Source organism: Rhizobium beringeri, assembly GCF_004306515.1.
Taxonomy (GTDB): domain Bacteria; phylum Pseudomonadota; class Alphaproteobacteria; order Rhizobiales; family Rhizobiaceae; genus Rhizobium; species Rhizobium beringeri.
On the sequence record NZ_SILG01000001.1, the window covers coordinates 217,641 to 236,077 of the forward strand.

Sequence of the window (18,437 nt, forward strand, 5' to 3'; positions counted from 1 at the left end):
TACTAACTCGTAAATGTTAAAAACCGGTTTTTAGTCGAATGCGAACTTCCCAGGCTGCTCTCCTGTGCGGCCAGGGATGGATACCCTGGCCTGACCACCGGGACGGCATCGCATCAAAATCCTTAAGCCTTGACGGGCTCGTAGCGCAGGATCACCGCGCCGCCCTCCGTCGTCGAGGACTCGATGAGCTTCAGCGGCACCTGGCCCTCCGCCTGTTTGAAAAGCGGATTGCCGCCGCCGAGGATCACCGGCACCAGGCAAACCCTGATTTCGTCGATAAGCCCCGCTTTCAGCAGGCTGTCGGCAAGCTCGGCGCTGCCGAAGATGAAGATCGTCTTGCCGTCCTCCTGCTTCAGCCTCGTCAGTTCGGGGATCGGATCGCTGACGACACGGGCATTGTTCCAGCCGGGCTCGGTCATCGTCCGCGACACGGCGATCTTGGCGATACCGTTCATATAGGCTTTGATCTCACCTTCGCCCTCGGCTGTCGGCCAGTAGGAGGCCATGCCCTCATAGGTCTTGCGGCCGAATACCAGCAGATCGCTTTCCCTGCCGAACTGTTCGGCATAGCGCTGCAATTCAGGCCCCCAGGCGAGATTGTGGAAGTCGATATCCCACGGCTTCGTGCCTTCGAAGTAACCATCGAGCGTCATCAGGTTCCAGACAACAAGCTTTCTCATTTCCATCCTCCTTCTGAATTGCCAACCACAAAAAACCGATTGCGTATAGCAACTGGTTGAAAGCTAGATCGACTGATAGCAATATGCAAGTGGTTTTTTTGGGAAGCATGGATGAGCTGCCGCCAAAACATCCGGGCAAGCCGCTGCCGCCTGGCAGGCTCTTCGTGTCCGGGCGTCTTGCCGAGCCTATTTTCAGGAAGAAATCCGCTTGAGCGCCTTGCGGCGGATCAGTCCTTGCGGAAGATCAGGCTGGCACCCCAGCCGGTGATCACGGCGAGCAGCACGGCAGCACAGCCGTAGAGGATCGGCTGATCATGCGCCGCATCGGTGATCGTCTGCTCGATGCCGGTCTTGATGACCCGCAGCGGCAGCGATTTTTCGGTCACGAAAATGCCGCTCTTGAACAAATAGGCGCGCACGCTGTGCACCCCGTTCGGAATGTTTGCTGGCAGGCGCAGGCTCGCCTTGAAGAGGTTGGAGGAAACGAACCGCACGCCGCTCGGGTTGCGGTCATAGAGCCCCCCGCCCTGCTGCAGCCGCCGGAAGGCCTCGCGGAACTCGCCGAGATTGCTGCCGTCGCCGACGAAGCCGACCGGCGTCAGCGGAATGTGGTCGATGCCGATCCCCTGATCGGTCAGGTCAAGCGGCGTCACGATGTCGTCGATCATGCGCGAACTCGACATCGAATAGGAGTGCGGCACCGCTTCGAAGGTCATCGAGCGGGTGTTCACCCAGATGCCGAAGACGCGTTCCTTCTTGCGCACCGTCGCATCCTCGCGCGGGCCTTCCAGCACCACGACCACGTCATATTGGCCAACGGCGAGCAGCAGCTGGTCGGTATTCGAGAGCGCCCCGAAGATGGTCAGATCCGCGCCGTGGAAATCCGAGGTGATGGCGATTTCGCTGGTCGACGTGCCGATTTCCAACCCTTCACGCACCGCCTCCGTTGCCTGCCCCGGCAGCCACTGGGCTCCGGCGGAGGCCGGCAGCAGGCAAAGCAACGCGATGGCGAAAACGAGCAGGCGCATCAGTTGCCCGCTCCCATCACCACCGAATAGACGTCGGCCGGCGCCACCACCAGCGCGATTGCAAGACGCAGGCCGACGGCGAGCACCAGCAGGCCGAGCAGGGCGCGCAGCTGCTCGCCGCGCAGCTTCTGGCCGACGCGCACGCCGTATTGCGCGCCGATGACACCCGCCACCATCAGGATGAAGGCGAGCACGATGTCGACGGAGAAGTTCGTCGCCGCCTGCACGATCGTCGTATAGGCGGTCACGAAGATGATCTGGAACAGCGAGGTGCCGACGACGACATTGGTCGGGATGCGCAGCAGATAGATCATCGCCGGCACCATGATGAAGCCGCCGCCGACACCCATGATCGAGGTGAGGATGCCGATCGCAAAGCCGAGTGCGACGATTGGAATGACGCTGAGATAGATCTTCGATTTCTTGAAACGCACCTTGAGCGGCAGCTTGTGCACCCAATGCTGGTGGCCGGGCTTGCGCGGGGCGGGCGGCTCATTGCGCGCTGCTCGCCGCATGGCATTGATGCTTTCGAGCAGCATCAGTCCGCCGACGGTGCCGAGGAAGACGACATACATCAGCGAGATGATCAGATCGAGCTGGCCGATGGCGCGCAGCAGCGAGAAGATCCAGATGCCGACCGTCGCACCCGTAAGACCGCCGACCAGCAGCACCGTGCCGAGCTTGACGTCGAGCGAGCCGCGCCGGAAATGCGTAATCGCGCCCGATATCGACGACGCCACAACCTGGTTGGCGCCAGTCGCGACCGCGACGACCGGGGGAATGTTGTAGAAGATCAACAGCGGGGTGATGAGAAAGCCGCCGCCGACGCCGAACATTCCAGACAGGAATCCGACGGCTGCCCCCATGCCGAGAATGATGAAAATGTTCACCGACAATTCTGCGATGGGCAGATAGATTGTCACAGCCGACCCCGAATGATGACCGCTCCTGCCGGGCGGTTTCTTGTCACGTCCCCGTTCGAATGCGCACCATACTGTGAAATCGTTGCCAGAGGCTTTCGATCGGCCCCGTGGTTAGCCATGAGATTGGCGGAGAGATCGATGGCAGAGGATTCGCCGGATGCGCGGATCGATATGTCCGGGCATAATCCGGCTTTTTTCAGGTTTTGTGACAGGCGAAGGCAAAATTGGAAAAAGCCTTGCGGCATAGTGCCGCCGGGCGTTTTTCATCGCCCGAACAGAGAGTCCAGACGATCCCGCGTCGACGGGCCTCAGATTGCGTTGCCGCCCTGCTTGTTGCGTTCGAGCAGCGCCTTCACGGTCGCGTCGGTCACCTTGCCGTCCGGCTCCTGGCCGACGGACTTCTGGAAGTTTTTGATCGCGGTCACGGTTTTCGCGCCCATTTCGCCGTCCGGCACCCCGGCGTCGAAGCCGTTATTGTTGAGGATCGCCTGGATGTTGCGGACCGCCTTCTTCATGTCGACGCTTGCCGTCTTCGCGCCGGTGCCGGCCCATTCGTCGGGGATGTCGATGGCGTTCGTGCGGTGGTCGACCGGTTCCGCCTTCCAGAGATCGGCCTTGGCGCGCGCCCGTTCGAGCTGGTCGGGCTTCATGGCCTTGGCCACTTCGTCGCGCTTCTGCGCCGCATCCTTGTCGCCGCCCTTGGCGGCAATCGCAAACCATTTGTAGGACTCTTCGAGATCCGCCGGAACCCCGTTGCCCCTAGCGCAGAGGATCGCCAGGTTGAACTGGCTGTCGGTGATGCCGAGGTTCGCAGCCTTGGTGAACCACGAGGCGGCCGTTGCATAATCCTGCTGGCCGAGAGCGCCGGAGGCGTAGAGCACGGCGAGATTGTGCATGGCGCTGGCATTGCCCTGATTGGCCGCCTGTTCGTAGAAGCCCTTCGCTTTGGCGATGTCGCGTTCGACGCCGTTGCCCTTCTCGTACATGCTGCCGAGCCGGTACTGCGCAGGCGCAAAGCCTTTGTCGGCCGCAAGCTGGTACCAGCTCGCCGCCTGCTTCTGATCGACCGTGATGCCGTTGCGGCCGTCGGAATAACGCGCGCCGATTTCGAACAGCGCCAGCGCATCGCCGCCGCTCGCCGCATCGGCAAGCGATTTCGGCTGAACGGTGTCGGGAATGGTGATGGCCGCCTGCGGTGCGGGTGCGGGAACGAAGCCCGATGTTTCCTGTGTCGCGCCGGACGGACCGGGAGCGGCAAAGGTCGCAGCCCCTTCGCCGTCAAGCGGTGTCATATCGGTCAGATGGTCGCCGCCGACCGGTGGGGTTGCTCCCGGCTGCGCCTGTTCGGCAGCGGGCGGTACAGCTTCCGCTGCCGGAGCGGTCGTTCCGAGAGCGGCGGCATCCGGCTGGGCAGGTGTCGCTTCAGGCAAGGCCGGCGCCGGGTTTTCCGCAGCACCGGTCAGTGCCGAGACTTCCGCTGGCGGCTGCGGCGCGCGCTCGCCGCTCGTCAGCGTTCGGGCGAGCGGAAAGGCCATGATGGCGAGCAGTACGGCGCCGACCGCCAGCAGGATCGGCCGCCGGTAGCGCGAAAAGGCGCTGGTCTTGCCCGTCTTGTCAGAAGCCTTGCCGGCCTTGTCGGCATTCGCGCCCTTCTTCTCGGGTTTGACGGCTGCCTGCTTCGGATTGGCATCCACCTCCATCGCGGCCGCCTGCGCCGCACGGCGCGCTGCAGCGATGTAATCGGCGCGATCGGTTTCGCCGGCAGGTTTGCCGCGTGCCGCACTCTGGCTGGCGCGAACCCGTTCAAGGATCTTCTTCACGTCAGGTGCGCCCGAGCCCGGCTCGAGCAGTTCGTTTGCGGCATCGGTCGGCACCACGTCGGTGGGATCGATCGACGGCGCGGGGTCGATCATCGGACGTTCGGTCGCCCGGCTCTCGGCTTTCTTGCCGGGCAGCAGCCGCTTGCCAAGGCTGGCGAGCAGGCTGGCCTTCGCCGGGGCCTGTGCCCGTGCCGCTGTCGCAGCTTCCGTCCTGGTCGCGGCTTCGATGGCGATCGCGCTTGTTCCGCTCATGGCGGTGGCTTGCGCCGGGGCGGCAGGTTCGGCGGCGACCTCGGCCGTGCGGATAACAGGAGAAGCCTTCGCTGTCGGGGCAGCGGCCGGCGTCCTGTTCATCTCCGCTTCGGCCACCATCAGCGCATAGGGATCGACATCGAAATCGACGTCGGCGACCGGCATCTGGGCGACCGGCCGGCCGCGATCTTCCATGCCGTCGAGCCGATCGGCGATATGCACCAGCGTCTCGTGCAGCGCCTGGAAAGTCTTGTGCGTGCGTTCCTCGCTGTCGCGGCTGATATCCTCGAGGTGGCGAAGATCCTCGGCCAGCGCCGTCAACGCCGACATGTCGGCGGCGGGCATGACACCCTGCGGACCGCCATGGCGCGAATAGGCCTCGACCACGGCCTCTGCCGCCTGGCGTGCCGCCTCGATGATATATTCATCGCTCGTCGCCATATAGTCTTCGATCGCGCCCATGCGCTGGTCGAGTTCGGGGGGTATTACAGCGCTTTCGCGCGGCGCGCTCATCAGTGCCGACAGATTGGCGATCTGGTCTTCGAGGTTCTTCAGTGCGCGCGGATCGGTCGGTGCTGCCGATGTGCTCTCCTCCAGCCGGGCGGCGATGTCGCTCAGCCGTCCTTCGAGACGCCGGAAGGCGCCGTCGTCGGCCACAGCGGCCAGTGCCGGCGCCTGCTGCTGATGGGCCATCTCGTCGATGCGCCGGGCAAGATGGTCGAGCCGCTGCGCCAGCACGTCGTTGACGGCGCCGTTCTCAAGCGCGTCGATCTTGCGGGAAATGTCGGAAAGCGCGCCGGTGAGGTCGGGCTGCGGCGCCGTCTCCTGCGTGCGCTCCAGCAGGTAGGAAAGATGTTCCAGCCGTTCGTCGAGCCGCGACGTCGCTTCCGCCTTGGTCAGTTCCTCGACGCGTCCCGTCAGCGCCTCCAGCCGCATCGCCAGCTCGTCGGCCGGGTTCACGCGGTTGGCCGCATCATGGCTCATCAGGTCGATCTGATCGGCCAGCGCTGCAAGCCGGCTTTCCAACCGCTGCATCAGGCCCGGATCATTCGTGGTGGCCGTGCGCCCGCTTGCCGCGATCGCCCGGCTGATCTCGTCGAGCCGCATATCCATGGCGGCGAACTGTTCAGACATCACCCTGTCGTGCGGCTGGATCATGTTGCCGAAATGCTCCATCGCCGTGGCGATCGAGATCAGCTTGTCTTCCAGCGCCCGAACGGCCGGGCTCTCGCCCATGCCGCCGATATGGCGCTTGATATCGTCGAGCCGATAGGCGAGCGAAACGAGCTCTTCCTGCAGCCCTTCGGTATCGAGCGCCGCAAGCCGGTTTTCGAAACCGTCCCAGCGGTTTTCCATATGGCGCAGCGAATCCTCGCGCGCCAGCCCGTCCATCAGTGAGCGCAGCTCCTCGAAATCCTCACGAAGGCCCGTGGCCTCCGGTGCGGCCGAGCGGCCGGTCAGCTGGGTGATGCTCTGGGCAAGGCGGCCCATATCGGCGCGCATGTCGTCGGCGAAACGGCCGTCGCCGGCATTTGTCTTGATTTCGCGCAGCTCGGCGCGCAGCGCGTTCATCTCGCGGGTGACGCCCTCGGAAATGTCGCGCTTCAGGTCCTGCCGCAAGTTGACGAGCGCCTGGGCGATCTCCGTCATCGTGTCGTCGCCGGCGCGGAAGGCGGGCGCCGGCACTAGGGCGGCGGCGCGCGGCGTGGGTTCACGAAGCTGCGGGGCCTGTTCGCGTGGATAGGGCCGCTCGCGGCTGGCTTCGAGTGCGCGCTGGCGTTGACGGATTTCGGCGAGCGGATCCGGCCGCGGCTCGGGCGGGGCCTTTGCGGGCCGGGGAGCGTGGGAGCCGGCATAAGGATCGCGCTCGGCCGGTGCCGTGCGCGGCCGCTGTTCGCGCCCGCTGCCCATCAGCCCTTCGATGCGCGCCTCCAGCCCTTCGATCGTGCGGTTCAGCGCATCGAGCGAGGTCCTGTCGGACTGTCGGGAAGGATTTGATCGCGATCCGTTCATCTTCTTGCTCGCTTCGACTGCTCGACCTCTCGTCAGAGCTCGATCTTTGGCTTTTCGTCTGCTGCCCGCGTGTTTACGCGGACCGGAGCGCATCATTCATAAGACGATAGTCAATTAGACTTTCCTCAAGCTGAACGATGTAGCGGCATCCTTAAGGAACGCGAGACTGGGAAAAGGAATGCGGATCGCTACTGCTCAATCCGCACCTTTCACGAAACGTGGTAAACAAGCCGTTAATGTCGATGGGAATTTTTTAACGTTTGTGTTCCAAACGCCGTTTTTGGCGGCAATTGCCGTTGAACTCGCCACATGGAAGGGCCGCTCGCGTGCTCAGGCCGGCCTGGGATATTGCAGCTCGATCTTCACACCTTCGGGACCGTAGACGAAGACCTGGCCGAGATCGGTGTCGGGAATATCGTAATATTCGTAGCGATAGCCGCCCGCCTTGATGCGTTCCAGCGCCGGCCCGAATTCGTAAAGGCTGAAGGCGACATGGTTGAAGATGCCGGGCGGAAAATCGGTGCTGCGCGATGTCAGGCTGAGATGGATGACCGGGCGTTCGTCCAAATAGAGCCAGTGGCCGGGGGAGGGAAAGGGCGGCCGATAGCCTTCCCTAACGCCGAGCACGGCTTCCAGGAAGCCGATCATCCCAAGCGCATCGCGGGTCTCGATGGTGACGTGGTCCAGGCGCGGCATCGGTGTCCTCCCAGCCAGCGTTGACGGCAAAGTCTAGCCTGTTTGAAACCGCCGCGAAAGTTGCCTTGTTCGCCGCTAGCAGGGGGTCAGAAGCTCTCCGTCCAGGGCCGGACTTCCACCTCCAGCGACCACGCACTGCGGTGCTGGCGAAGCACGTCGATATAGGTCTGGGCGATCGAATCCGGCAGCAGCGTGCCATCCGGCTTCTCCACCCGGTCCGGCCGGGTCTGCGAGCGGACCGCTCCGTCGATGACGAAATGCGCGACATGGATGCCCAGCGGCCCGAGTTCGCGGGCGGCACTCTGGGCAAGGCCGCGCAGCGCGAACTTGCCCATCGCGAAGGGGGCCGATTGCGCAAAGCCCTTCACGCTTGCCGACGCGCCGGTGATCAGGATGGCGCCGCGGCCGCGCGGGATCATCCGCCGCGCTGCCTGCTGCACCACCAGGAAACCGCCGAAAGCGGTGGTCGCGATGGCCTTCTCGACCTCGGCAGGATCGAGTTCGGCGAGCGGCCCGCGCAGGCGGGCGCTGGCATTGAAGATCACCACGTCAGGTCCGCCGATCACGGCTGCAGCCTCTTCGAACAGTCCAACGACGCTCGCCGGCTGCGAGACATCTGTTGTAAAGGCGCTGGCACCGGTCTCCTCGATAAGCCCTTGCAGCTTCTCGATATTGCGGGCGGCAAGCCCGACCTTGACGCCCTGCGCCGACAATTGCCGGGCAAGCGATGCGCTGATGCCGGAGCCCGCGCCGACGATCAGCGCACTCTCATAGGGAAAGTCGGTCATGATGTCTTCCTCGATGAATCGTCCGAAAGACTTAGGAAGTCCGATCGACTTGCGCCACTGCCCGGCCGAGACTCCGTTCCGTGATGGACAAGCAAGATGAGATGGCGTCTGCTCCTTTCGGCGCTGCATGGCCCGCGGATTCGTGCTCTCGAATTTTTTCAAGAAAAGACGGCACAAGCGCAGAATTTGACGTTTACGCAAACGTCAATATTTTGTAAGACAGTGCCCAAGGCCGGCGCGATCCGGTCAGTCGAATGGGAGGAATTTGAGAGATGCCAGTCTACAAGGCCCCGGTGAACGATACGCTCTTCGTCCTGAACGACGTGCTGGGTCTCGAACGCTACAACAATCTGCCGGGTTTTGCCGATGCGACCCCCGATATGATCGAAGCGATCCTCGGCGAGGCCGGAAGGGTTGCCGAGGAAGCTCTCTTTCCGTTGAACTATTCCGGCGATCAGGAAGGTTGCGCTCGCCACGACGATGCCAGCGTCTCGACGCCGAAGGGCTTCAAGGAAGCCTATAAAGCCTATCGCGAAGGCGGCTGGATCGGCCTTGCGGTGCCGGAGGAATTCGGTGGGCAGGGGCTTCCCTATACGCTGCATACCGCCGTCGGCGAATATACCTCCGCCGCCAACATGTCGCTGATGATGTATCCGGGCCTGACGCAGGGCGCGATCGCTGCGCTCCTCGTCCACGGCTCCGACGAGCAGAAGGCCACCTATCTGCCGAAGATGGTGGACGGCACGTGGTCCGGCACCATGAATCTCACCGAGCCGCATTGCGGCACCGATCTCGGTATGCTGCGCGCCAAGGCGGTGCCGCAGGCTGACGGCAGCTACAAGATCTCCGGCCAGAAGATCTTCATCTCCGCCGGCGAGCACGACCTGACCGACAATATCATCCATCTGGTGCTGGCCCGCATCGAGGGTGCGCCCGAGGGCACCAAGGGCATCTCGCTCTTCATCGTTCCGAAATTCCTCGTCGGCAAGGACGGCGCGGTCGGCGCCCGCAACGCTGTCTCCTGCGGCGCCATCGAGCACAAGATGGGCATCCACGCCAACGCCACTTGCGTGATGAATTACGACGAGGCGACCGGCTTCCTGATCGGCGCCGAAAACCGCGGCCTCAACGCCATGTTCGTGATGATGAACGAGGCGCGCCTGATGGTCGGCCTGCAGGGCATCGCCATTTCCGAGATCGCCTATCAGAACGCCGCCAGCTACGCCCGCGACCGCATCCAGGGCCGCTCGCTGTCTGGCCCCAAGGCGCCGGATAAGAAGGCCGATCCGATCATCGTCCATCCGGATATTCGCCGCACGCTGATGACCATCCGTGCTTTCAACGAGGGCGGCCGCGCCTTCCTGCTCTGGACCGCGCTCAAGTCTGATATCGCCCACCGCGCCGCCGACGAGAAGGAGCGCCAGACGGCTGACGATATTCTCGGCCTCGTCACCCCGATCCTCAAGGGCGTGATGACTGACAAGGGCTTCGATCATGCCGTCATGGCCCAGCAGGTCTTCGGCGGCCACGGCTATATCGAAGAACACGGCATGAGCCAGTATGTGCGCGATGCCCGCATCGCCATGATCTATGAGGGCGCCAACGGCATTCAGGCGCTCGACCTCGTCGGCCGCAAGCTCGCTTTGAACGGCGGCCGCGCCGCCATGGCCCTCTTCAAGGAAATCGGCGATTTCTGCGAGGAGAACCGCAGCAACGAAAAGCTCTCCTTCTTCACCAAGCATCTGAAGAAGGGCTTGAACGACGTCCAGGGCGCGACCATGTGGTTCATGCAGAACGCCATGGCCAAGCCCGACAATGCCGGCGCCGGCTCGACCGACTACATGCACCTCTTCGGCCTCGTCATTCTCGGCTATATGTGGGCAAAGATGGCGAAAGCCGCCGAGGATGGGCTTGCATCCGGCGATGCGGCTCGCGAGGATTACCTGAAGAACAAGCTGGTCACCGCCCGCTTCTTCATGGAACGCCTCATGCCGGAAACCGCGCTTCGCAAGGCCCGCATCGAAGCCGGCGCCGACACGATGATGGAACTGGCCGCCGAAGCGTTTTGACAGCGTACTCTCTTCTCCCCAGCGGGGAGAAGATGTCCGAAGGACAGATGAGGGGGTGAGCGACGAAGGAGCGAGCGGCCGTAAGGCCGAGTTTGCTGCGAGTGCCCCCCCATCCGACCTCTTCGAGGCCACCTTGCCAGGGTCGAGCCACGGGTCTCGACCCGTCCTTCGGACCCCCGCGGGGGAGAAGAGAAGAATGAAATTCACCGGCGCCGCCGCGCCGTCAGGGAGATGAGGAAATGACCGAGGTTTTCATTTACGACCACGTGCGTACGCCGCGCGGCCGCGGCAAGAAGGATGGCGCCCTGCATGAGGTGCCCTCCGTCCGCCTCGCGGCAAAGACGCTGGAAGCGATCCGCGAGCGCAACGGGCTCAATACGGAAACGGTCGACGACATCATCATGGGCTGCGTCGATCCGGTCATGGATGCCGGCGCCGTCATCCCCAAGGCCGCCGCCTTCGAAGCCGGTTACTCCACGAAAGCGCCCGGCATGCAGATCTCCCGCTTCTGCGCCTCCGGCCTCGATGCCGTCAATTTCGGTGCCGGCAAGATCGCCCAAGGAGCCGACGACATCGTCATCGCGGGCGGCATCGAAAGCATGTCCCGCGTCGGCCTCGGCATGTCCGGCGGCGCCTGGTTCATGGATCCTTCCGTGAATTTCCCGGCCTATTTCATGCCGCAGGGCGTCTCGGCCGATCTGATCGCCACCAAATACGGCTTCAGCAGAACCGATGTCGACGCTTACGCGGTCGAGAGCCAGAAGCGCGCCGCCCATGCCTGGGACAAGGGCTGGTTCGACAAGTCGGTCATCCCGGTCAAGGACCAGAACGGCCTGACGATCCTGGCAAAGGATGAACACATGCGTCCCGGCACCGATATGCAGGCGCTCGCCTCCCTCAATCCTTCCTTCCAAATGCCCGGCGAGATGGGCGGCTTCGAGGCCGTCGGCATCCAGGCCCATCCTGAGATCGAGCGCATCAACTATGTCCACCATGCCGGCAATTCTTCCGGCATCGTCGATGGCGCCAGTGTCGTCCTGCTCGGCTCCAAAGCCGGCGGTGAGAGCATGGGCATAAAGCCGCGCGCCCGCATCAAGGCTTTCGCCAATATCGGCTCCGATCCGGCCCTGATGCTGACCGGGCCTGTCGACGTCACCGAGAAGCTGTTGAAACGATCAGGCATGAGCCTTTCCGACATCGACCTCTTCGAGTTGAATGAGGCCTTCGCTGCCGTGGTGCTGCGCTACATGCAGGCCTTCGACATCGACCATGACAGGATCAACGTCAATGGCGGCGCCATCGCCATGGGCCATCCGCTCGGCGCCACCGGCGCGATGATCCTCGGCACGGTGCTGGACGAACTTGAACGCCGCGACCTCAACACCGCGCTGGTGACGCTCTGCATCGGCGCCGGCATGGGCACGGCAACGGTTATCGAAAGGGTCTGACGATGGGCTTCAACACCGGCACGATCGAAACCGAATATGCCGAGGTTACCGAGCACTGGTCGCCCCGCGTCATCGCCGATCTCAACGGCCAGAGCGTCAAGCTCGCCAAGGTTCAGGGCCAGCTTGCCTGGCATTCCCACCGTGACGAGGACGAGCTTTTCCTCATCTGGAAGGGATCGCTGACCATCGAATATCGCGACCGCCCGCATGTGCATCTGAGCGCCGGTGATTTTCATGTCGTGCCGAGGGGTGTCGAGCATAATCCGGTTGCGCCGGAGGAATGCTGGATCGTGCTTTTCGAGCCGTCGCAGACCAAGCATACCGGCGATGTCGTCACCGAAAAGACGAAGACCTTAGACGCGCAGCGCAGCCATTTGCCGGCCTGATCGGGGAGGAAACCCAATGACCTACACCAATTTCACGCTCGAAACCGACGCCGACGGCATCGCTCTCGTCACCTGGGACATGCCCGGCAAATCGATGAACGTCTTCACCGCCGAGGTGATGGCCGAACTCGACGCGATCATCGACGCCACGACCGCCGATGCCGCCGTCGAGGGTGTCGTCTTCACCTCCGGCAAGTCCTCCTTCTCCGGCGGCGCCGATCTGTCGATGATCAAATCGATGTTCAGTTCCTATCAGGAGGAGAAGGCAAAGAGTCCAGAGACGGCGGTGCAGAACCTCTTCGGTCTGGTCGGCCGCATGAGCGGCCTGTTCCGCAAACTCGAAACATCGGGCAAGCCCTGGGTGTCCGCCATCAACGGCACCTGCATGGGCGGCGCCTTCGAACTATCGCTCGCCTGCCACGGCCGCGTCGCCTCCAATGCCAAGAGCGTCAAGATCGCACTGCCCGAAGTGAAGGTCGGTATCTTCCCCGGCGCCGGCGGCACGCAGCGTGTGCCGCGGCTGGCGAACGCCCAGGATGCGCTGCAGATGATGACCACAGGCCAGTCGCTGACCGGTTCCCGCGCCAAGGCGATGAACCTCGTGCATCAGGTGGTCGAGCCGGATCAGCTCATCCCGGCCGCCAAGCAGATGATCAAGGATGGCCTGAAGCCGGTCGCCCCCTGGGACGAGAAGGGCTTCAAGGTACCGGGCGGCGGCATCTGGACGCCGGCTTCCGCCCAGCTCTGGCCGGCAGCCCCGGCGATCCTGCGCAGGGAAACATCGGGCAATTATCCGGCAGCGCTTGCCATCCTGAAATGCGTCTATGAAGGCCTGCAGGTGCCGTTCGATACGGGCCTGAAGATCGAGCAGCGTTATTTCACCGAGGTGCTGCAGACCCGCGAAGCCTTCTCAATGATCCGTTCGCTGTTCATCTCCATGCAGGAGCTCGGCAAGGGCGCCCGCCGCCCGGCCGGTCACCCCAAGACCGAGCTGAAACATGTCGGCGTCGTCGGCGCCGGCTTCATGGGCGCCTCGATTGCTTATGTCACCGCCGCCGCCGGCATTCCCGTGACGCTGATCGATCGCGACATCGAAGCGGCGACCAAGGGCAAGACCGTCTCCGAAGGTCTGGTCAAGGATTCTGTCGGTAAGGGACGTCTTACCCAGGATGAAGCGGTTGCATTGCTATCCCGCATCACGCCCTCAGCAGACTATGCCGACCTTGCTAATGCCGATCTCGTCATCGAGGCGGTGTTCGAGGATCGCGAGGTGAAGAAAGCGGTCATCGAGGCGGTCGAAGCCGTGCTGCCGGAAGGCGCGATCTTCGCCTCCAATACTTCGACCCTGCCGATATCAGGTCTCGCCAAGAATTCGAAACGCCCGGCCGATTTCATCGGCATCCACTTCTTCTCCCCTGTCGAGAAGATGATGCTGACCGAGGTCATCCTTGGAAGCGACACCGGCGACAAAGCGCTGGCCGTTGCTCTTGATTATGTCGCAGCCATCAAGAAGACGCCGATCGTCGTCAATGACACCCGCGGCTTCTTCGTCAATCGCTGCGTGCTGCGCTACATGTCGGAAAGCTACGACATGCTGATCGAGGGCGTGCCGCCTGTCATGATCGAGAATGCTGCCAAGATGGCCGGCATGCCGGTTGGCCCGCTGGCGCTCAACGACGAGGTCGCCATCGACCTCTCGCTGAAGATCCTCAAGGCGACGGTCGCCGATCTCGGCGACAAAGCCATCGACCCCAGGCATATGGAACTCATCTCCCGCATGGTGGAAAAGGAGGGCCGTTTCGGCCGCAAGAATTCCAAGGGCTTCTACGACTATCCGCCGAAACCGGCGAAGAAGTCCCTCTGGCCCGACCTCAAGACCCTCTACCCGCAGAAGCAGGCGGACGAGGTTGACGTCAATGTCCTCAAGCAACGGTTCCTCGTCACCATCGCGCTGGAAGCTGCCCGCACCGTGGAGGAAGGCATCGTCACCGATCCACGCGAGGCGGATGTGGGGTCGATCCTGGGCTTTGGCTTCGCGCCCTACACCGGCGGGGCGCTGAGCTATATCGACGGGATGGGTGCAAAGGCTTTCGTGGAATTGGCAGAAAAGTTAGCTGCTGCTTACGGAAGCCACTTCAAGCCGACGCCGCTGCTGAAGGAGATGGCCGCCAAGGGCGAGACGTTTTACGGTCGGTTCGACCCCTATGCGAAGGTGGGGAAGGCGGCTTAGGCCGCCTTTACCATCCTGCCGCGGCACGACGTCAAAGAATCCACCATCAGCCCGCTCGACTTTCCCTTGCTGCGGCCTTGTCACGGACACAATTTCCGATTACATATCCGCGCATCGATCTTGCTAGATGAACTTTGAAACGGCCTCGCGTCGTTCCTGGCGAACTTCCTCCAAAATCGGTTTTCATCGCCGCTTGGCAATTATCCAAGCTGCATTCTTCTATGAACGATTCGAAAAGGATATCGTCATGAGCACAGGTACCGTAAAGTGGTTCAACGCAACCAAGGGCTTCGGCTTCATTCAGCCGGATGACGGCGCAGCCGACGTTTTCGTCCACATCTCCGCCGTTGAACGCGCTGGCATGCGCGATCTCAAGGATGGTCAGAAGCTGTCTTACGAGCTCGTCCGCGACAACAAGTCCGGCAAGATGTCGGCAGACCGCCTCCAGGCGGCCTGAGCCTTCAAGGCTCTAAATATCATCTCCGGATCGTGACCACGGATGTACTGGCACGGTTCGTTGAGATAGCAGGGAAGGTCGGGTTAACCCGGCCTTTTTTTGTGTCTGGCCGGCTGATGCTGTGCCCTTTTCCCAAGAAATGCGTCCGCGACAGCGGCCACGGCACGATCTTAAAGAATCTTTCGTTGCGCCAAGCTGAATACGTCGCTGGCGACAACAAACCCCGCAAGACAGGTAAACCGCTCAACCTCCGGCCGCCTCGCCAGTCTCCAGCATCTCCATGACCCGCGCCATCACCGCCCGCGCCGCATCGAGTTCGGCTGATGTAAACGCCGCCCCCAGCCCGTCGGCCCATCCGGCTTGCGCGAGCTCGATAACGCCGAGCCGCGCCGCCCCTTCTTCGGTCAGCCGCACCAGTTTGGCGCGTTGATGCTGCGGGTTGTCGGCATAAGCGATCAGCCCTTCACCCTCCAGCACGTCGGCGAGCCGCTGCACGCCCTGGCGGGCGAGGCCGAGCGCGCGGGCGATCTGCGCCACCGACATGCCGCCGCGTCGTGCCGCCGCCAGCACCTGCCAGCGCGCGCTCGTCTGCCCAGCCGGCTTTGCCAACTGGTCGCCTGCCGCCGTCAAATGGCCGGCGAGGCGAAGGGCAGTGATCGCGAAAGCGGAGAAAGCATCCCCCTCCATCGTCCGCTCCGGTTGATTTCGTTTGACAACATGTTGTCTATTTTGTGTCTCATCCATAATGACAACATATTGTCATATCAGGATAGCGAACGCAACGCCGAAGGAAGAGAGCGCCGTGAAGAAAACCTACAGAGGAAGCTGCCATTGCAGCAAAGTGCACTACGAGGTGGACATGGATCTCGAGGAGGGCACCGGCCGCTGCAATTGCTCGATCTGCGCCAAGCGGCGCTATTGGGGCGCCAACGTCAAGCCGGAGGATTTCCGGCTGATGTGCGACCAGGCGGAAACGGCCGACTACCAGTTCAACACCAGGAGCGGTCATCACCGCTTCTGCCGCACCTGCGGTATCTCAGCCTATGGCGACGGTTATGTCGAAGCGATTGGTGGCGCCTATGTCTCGATCAACATCGCCTGCCTCGACGATATCACCCCTGAGGAACTGGCAGCACTGCCTGTCCGTTACTCCGACGGCAGGCACGATGCCTGGTGGAACGAACCGGCGGTAACGAGTTATCTCTGACGCAATTTTAAAAGTGCGCAGCGGTTCTGTCGTCGATGTCGGATCGTTGTCCTCCCCTTCGTCCTCTGTCCATAACGGAGAAGGAGAACGACCGTGAAAGACGAAGCGAATGCCAGGATCGAGGAAGAGGCGATCATCGCCATGCTGATGATGCGCGCCAAGGCGCTGGGTGAGAAGAACGCCAGCGACGCGCTTTCTTATGAGGCCGAGGATTCCGTCGAATTTTCGCTGGCGCCGCCGCTCGTCTATTACGGCCAGGACGAGGCGGGTCTGCAGGCCTGGTTCGATACCTGGGACGGCCCGATCGGCGGCGAGGTGCGCGATGCCAGACTGACCGCAGGAAAGGATGTCGCTTTCTGGAGCGGCCTCATGCGCATGACCGGGACCAAGACAGATGGCACCGCGGTCGATCTCTGGTTCCGCCAGACCCTCGGTCTCGTCAAGCAGGACGGCCGCTGGCTGGTTGCCCACCAGCACGCCTCGGTGCCCTTCGCCATGGATGGCAGCGGCCGGGCGCTGCTCGACCTCAAACCGTGAAAAATATCAGGCCGCACTCCCCGCGACCTTCCGCCGGTCGGCGCGAATGCTCATCACTCCGACGCCCATCAAAAGCAGGATCGCCGTCGCATAGATATCCGTCGTCAGCGCGTAGCCGGCCGATTTTGCCAGGAACCCGGCCAGGATCGCCGGCAGGCTGAAGGCGAGATAGCTCTGGACGTAGAAGGCCGACAGCAGCCCGGCCCGCTCATCCGGTTTGGCGAGCGGCATGATCGTGCCGATCGAACCGAGGAAATTGGTACCGAAACCGGCGCCGGTAAAAATCGTGCCGATGAGCAGCAGCGGCACATTGGCAAGATGTACGCCGGCAACGACGGTCAGGATGCCGAGCGTCTTGGCCGACACGCCGAAAGCGAGATTGGCCGATGCCGTCTTGCTGCGCCTGAGATAGACGGCGATCGCCCCGCTCACCATCAATGCGGTGACGACAGCCCCGCCCGTCAGCGGCGCCCGGCTGCCGGTCGTGGTGGCGACCAAGGACGGGACCAGCGAGAGATAGAAGCCGGCAAGCGTCCAGTTGGCGATGTTGATCGGCGTCACCAGCGACAGCGGTCGCTTCACCTGCGGCGGAACGGTGACCCGCGGTATCAGCGAGCCGAGCGCGCCGGGTCGCTTGGCCCCGGTCTCGCCTGTCAGCCATATGGCGGCCGCTTGCAGCGTGAAGGCGACGAGCAGCAGCGCATAGATCAGATGCATCGGGAAGGGGCCATATTGGATCAAGGCGCTGGTGCCGACCGCACCCACCGCCATGCCGGAAAGCGGCGCGATCGAGTTGACGATCTGTCCCTTTGCCCGGTCGACATCGACGAGTGCCGCTCCGAGCGAGGCGCCGGCGATTCCCGTTGCCAGCCCCTGCACGATCCGCGCTGCGATCAGCCAGCCGGGACCGCTCGCGACAACGAAGAGCGCCATGGCGACGATTTCGAGCACGAGGGCGAAAAAGATCACCGGCTTGCGGCCGAGATGATCCGAGATCGAACCAGCGGTCAGCAGCGCCGCCAGCAGCGCGAAGGCGTAGACCGCGAAAATCACCGTGATCAGCACCGGTGAGACGGAAAAGTTCTCCTGATAGATCCGGTAGAGCGGCGTTGGCGCCGCGGAGGCGCCGAAGAAGGTCGCGAGCGTCAGCGCGTGAATGCCGATCGAGGGGCGTGGCGAATTCTCGGTGGATTTGGCTGCGGCGAACATATATAAGCCCCTTAAAGCTAAGCCGTTGCGTTAGCTTATGTAGAGCTGGCGCCTCATAAAAGCAAATTATTTGCGTTAATAATCCTATCAAAGATTTTGAACCAACGGTATCAGGGGCGAAAGTCGGGTTGCAGGCATGACAGTCAAAGAGAACCTCCGTCCGGGCGGCAGAAGCGCCCGGGTTCAGGCATCGGTGCACAAAGCAGTCCGTGAGCTGCTGGCGGAGATGAGCCGCGCCGAGGTGACGATCCCGCTGATCGCCGGCAAGGCGGGGGTGACGCCGTCGACCATCTATCGCCGTTGGGGCGACCTGCAACAGCTTCTCGCCGATGTCGCCGTCGATCGGCTGCGGCCGGATATGCAGCCGATCGATGCCGGCAGCGGCAAGGCTGATCTGGAAGCCTGGGCCGAGCAATATGCCGAGGAAATGTCCTCCGGCCCGGGCCGCGAGATGATCCGCGACGTATTGGCGGCGCAGGCGAGCGCAAATGCCTGTAAATGCGCTGAATTTACCCGCCAGCAGGTCGGTCTCATCGCCGAGAGGGCGAAGGCCCGCGGCGAGGTCTTTCCGGATGTCGAGCGCGTCATGGATCAGGTCGTGGCGCCGATCATGTACCGCATCCTGTTCGGTGATGTGCCGGATGCAGCGCGCGTGCGCGATCTCGTCTCGTGCGTCATGGGCGCGGCGCTTTAA

The 18,437-nt window shown here is 62.8% G+C and carries 16 protein-coding genes; 8 read left to right on the forward strand and 8 right to left on the reverse strand.

The genetic code is table 11. The features are described from left to right. Positions 1-122 precede the first annotated feature (122 nt). The 6 genes from ELH03_RS01185 to ELH03_RS01215 form a co-directional block, all read right to left on the reverse strand. The gene (locus ELH03_RS01185) at positions 123-680 is read right to left on the reverse strand and encodes a dihydrofolate reductase family protein (RefSeq protein ID WP_128401945.1); all 558 of its coding nucleotides are present in this window, start codon (positions 678-680) and stop codon (positions 123-125) included. 227 nt (positions 681-907) lie between these two features. Beyond that, positions 908-1,708, reverse strand: a complete 801-nt coding sequence (locus ELH03_RS01190; protein WP_128412187.1) for a TIGR02186 family protein — start codon at positions 1,706-1,708, stop codon at positions 908-910. Beyond that, positions 1,708-2,631 (reverse strand): sulfite exporter TauE/SafE family protein, encoded by a 924-nt coding sequence (locus tag ELH03_RS01195; protein WP_017966911.1) that lies wholly within the window; start codon positions 2,629-2,631, stop codon positions 1,708-1,710. Before ELH03_RS01195 ends, ELH03_RS01190 begins: the two co-directional genes overlap by 1 nt. Positions 2,632-2,939: 308 nt before the next feature. Continuing rightward, positions 2,940-6,716, reverse strand: coding sequence for a peptidoglycan-binding protein (locus ELH03_RS01205; RefSeq protein WP_128412189.1), 3,777 nt, complete (start codon positions 6,714-6,716; stop codon positions 2,940-2,942). Between the two features lie 330 nt (positions 6,717-7,046). Then, on the reverse strand, positions 7,047-7,412 hold the full coding sequence (locus tag ELH03_RS01210; RefSeq protein ID WP_128412190.1) for a VOC family protein: 366 nt from the start codon (positions 7,410-7,412) through the stop codon (positions 7,047-7,049). 86 nt (positions 7,413-7,498) lie between these two features. Then, a complete protein-coding gene (locus ELH03_RS01215; RefSeq protein ID WP_128412191.1) occupies positions 7,499-8,200 on the reverse strand; it encodes an SDR family NAD(P)-dependent oxidoreductase in 702 nt (233 codons plus the stop codon). A gap of 272 nt (positions 8,201-8,472) precedes the next feature. Here ELH03_RS01215 and ELH03_RS01220 point away from each other — a divergent pair, with 272 nt between their 5' ends. The 5 genes from ELH03_RS01220 (at position 8,473) to ELH03_RS01245 (ending at position 14,790) form a co-directional block, all read left to right on the forward strand. Continuing rightward, positions 8,473-10,269 carry an acyl-CoA dehydrogenase C-terminal domain-containing protein gene (locus ELH03_RS01220; protein WP_128412192.1) on the forward strand — a complete coding sequence of 599 codons (1,797 nt, stop codon included), beginning with the start codon at positions 8,473-8,475 and terminating at the stop codon, positions 10,267-10,269. 239 nt (positions 10,270-10,508) lie between these two features. After that, positions 10,509-11,717 (forward strand): acetyl-CoA C-acetyltransferase, encoded by a 1,209-nt coding sequence (locus tag ELH03_RS01230; protein ID WP_128412193.1) that lies wholly within the window; start codon positions 10,509-10,511, stop codon positions 11,715-11,717. A gap of 2 nt (positions 11,718-11,719) precedes the next feature. Beyond that, positions 11,720-12,103, forward strand: a complete 384-nt coding sequence (locus tag ELH03_RS01235; protein WP_128412194.1) for a cupin domain-containing protein — start codon at positions 11,720-11,722, stop codon at positions 12,101-12,103. A 16-nt stretch (positions 12,104-12,119) separates the two neighbouring features. Further along, positions 12,120-14,333 (forward strand): 3-hydroxyacyl-CoA dehydrogenase NAD-binding domain-containing protein, encoded by a 2,214-nt coding sequence (locus ELH03_RS01240; RefSeq protein ID WP_128412195.1) that lies wholly within the window; start codon positions 12,120-12,122, stop codon positions 14,331-14,333. A 247-nt stretch (positions 14,334-14,580) separates the two neighbouring features. Beyond that, positions 14,581-14,790 (forward strand): cold-shock protein, encoded by a 210-nt coding sequence (locus ELH03_RS01245; RefSeq protein ID WP_003545273.1) that lies wholly within the window; start codon positions 14,581-14,583, stop codon positions 14,788-14,790. Positions 14,791-15,033: 243 nt separating this feature from the next. On the opposite strand, the gene ELH03_RS01250 is transcribed toward ELH03_RS01245, so the two are convergent. Further along, positions 15,034-15,534: a MarR family winged helix-turn-helix transcriptional regulator gene (locus ELH03_RS01250; RefSeq protein WP_130765914.1), complete on the reverse strand. Its 501-nt coding sequence runs from the start codon at positions 15,532-15,534 to the stop codon at positions 15,034-15,036. Between the two features lie 58 nt (positions 15,535-15,592). Between ELH03_RS01250 and ELH03_RS01255 the strand changes: the two genes are divergently transcribed. Both ELH03_RS01255 and ELH03_RS01260 read left to right on the forward strand, forming a co-directional pair. Next, the gene (locus ELH03_RS01255; RefSeq protein ID WP_130658330.1) at positions 15,593-15,997 is read left to right on the forward strand and encodes a GFA family protein; all 405 of its coding nucleotides are present in this window, start codon (positions 15,593-15,595) and stop codon (positions 15,995-15,997) included. A gap of 93 nt (positions 15,998-16,090) precedes the next feature. Beyond that, positions 16,091-16,534: a YybH family protein gene (locus tag ELH03_RS01260; RefSeq protein ID WP_128401935.1), complete on the forward strand. Its 444-nt coding sequence runs from the start codon at positions 16,091-16,093 to the stop codon at positions 16,532-16,534. Between the two features lie 6 nt (positions 16,535-16,540). On the opposite strand, the gene ELH03_RS01265 is transcribed toward ELH03_RS01260, so the two are convergent. Then, entirely contained in the window at positions 16,541-17,743 is a 1,203-nt protein-coding gene (locus ELH03_RS01265; RefSeq protein ID WP_130765915.1) for an MFS transporter, read from the reverse strand. Between the two features lie 136 nt (positions 17,744-17,879). On the opposite strand from ELH03_RS01265, the gene ELH03_RS01270 reads away from it, so the two are divergent. Continuing rightward, a complete protein-coding gene (locus ELH03_RS01270; RefSeq protein ID WP_128412199.1) occupies positions 17,880-18,437 on the forward strand; it encodes a TetR/AcrR family transcriptional regulator in 558 nt (185 codons plus the stop codon).

Bases quoted from the DNA above. Each gene is read 5' to 3' on its own strand.
- ELH03_RS01185 (WP_128401945.1), bottom strand. From the start codon at position 680: ATGAGAAAGCTTGTTGTCTGGAACCTGATGACGCTCGATGGTTACTTC.
- ELH03_RS01190 (WP_128412187.1), bottom strand. From the start codon at position 1,708: ATGCGCCTGCTCGTTTTCGCCATCGCGTTGCTTTGCCTGCTGCCGGCC.
- ELH03_RS01205 (WP_128412189.1), bottom strand. From the start codon at position 6,716: ATGAACGGATCGCGATCAAATCCTTCCCGACAGTCCGACAGGACCTCG.
- ELH03_RS01210 (WP_128412190.1), bottom strand. From the start codon at position 7,412: ATGCCGCGCCTGGACCACGTCACCATCGAGACCCGCGATGCGCTTGGG.
- ELH03_RS01215 (WP_128412191.1), bottom strand. From the start codon at position 8,200: ATGACCGACTTTCCCTATGAGAGTGCGCTGATCGTCGGCGCGGGCTCC.
- ELH03_RS01220 (WP_128412192.1), top strand. From the start codon at position 8,473: ATGCCAGTCTACAAGGCCCCGGTGAACGATACGCTCTTCGTCCTGAAC.
- ELH03_RS01230 (WP_128412193.1), top strand. From the start codon at position 10,509: ATGACCGAGGTTTTCATTTACGACCACGTGCGTACGCCGCGCGGCCGC.
- ELH03_RS01235 (WP_128412194.1), top strand. From the start codon at position 11,720: ATGGGCTTCAACACCGGCACGATCGAAACCGAATATGCCGAGGTTACC.
- ELH03_RS01240 (WP_128412195.1), top strand. From the start codon at position 12,120: ATGACCTACACCAATTTCACGCTCGAAACCGACGCCGACGGCATCGCT.
- ELH03_RS01245 (WP_003545273.1), top strand. From the start codon at position 14,581: ATGAGCACAGGTACCGTAAAGTGGTTCAACGCAACCAAGGGCTTCGGC.
- ELH03_RS01250 (WP_130765914.1), bottom strand. From the start codon at position 15,534: ATGGATGAGACACAAAATAGACAACATGTTGTCAAACGAAATCAACCG.
- ELH03_RS01265 (WP_130765915.1), bottom strand. From the start codon at position 17,743: ATGTTCGCCGCAGCCAAATCCACCGAGAATTCGCCACGCCCCTCGATC.
- ELH03_RS01270 (WP_128412199.1), top strand. From the start codon at position 17,880: ATGACAGTCAAAGAGAACCTCCGTCCGGGCGGCAGAAGCGCCCGGGTT.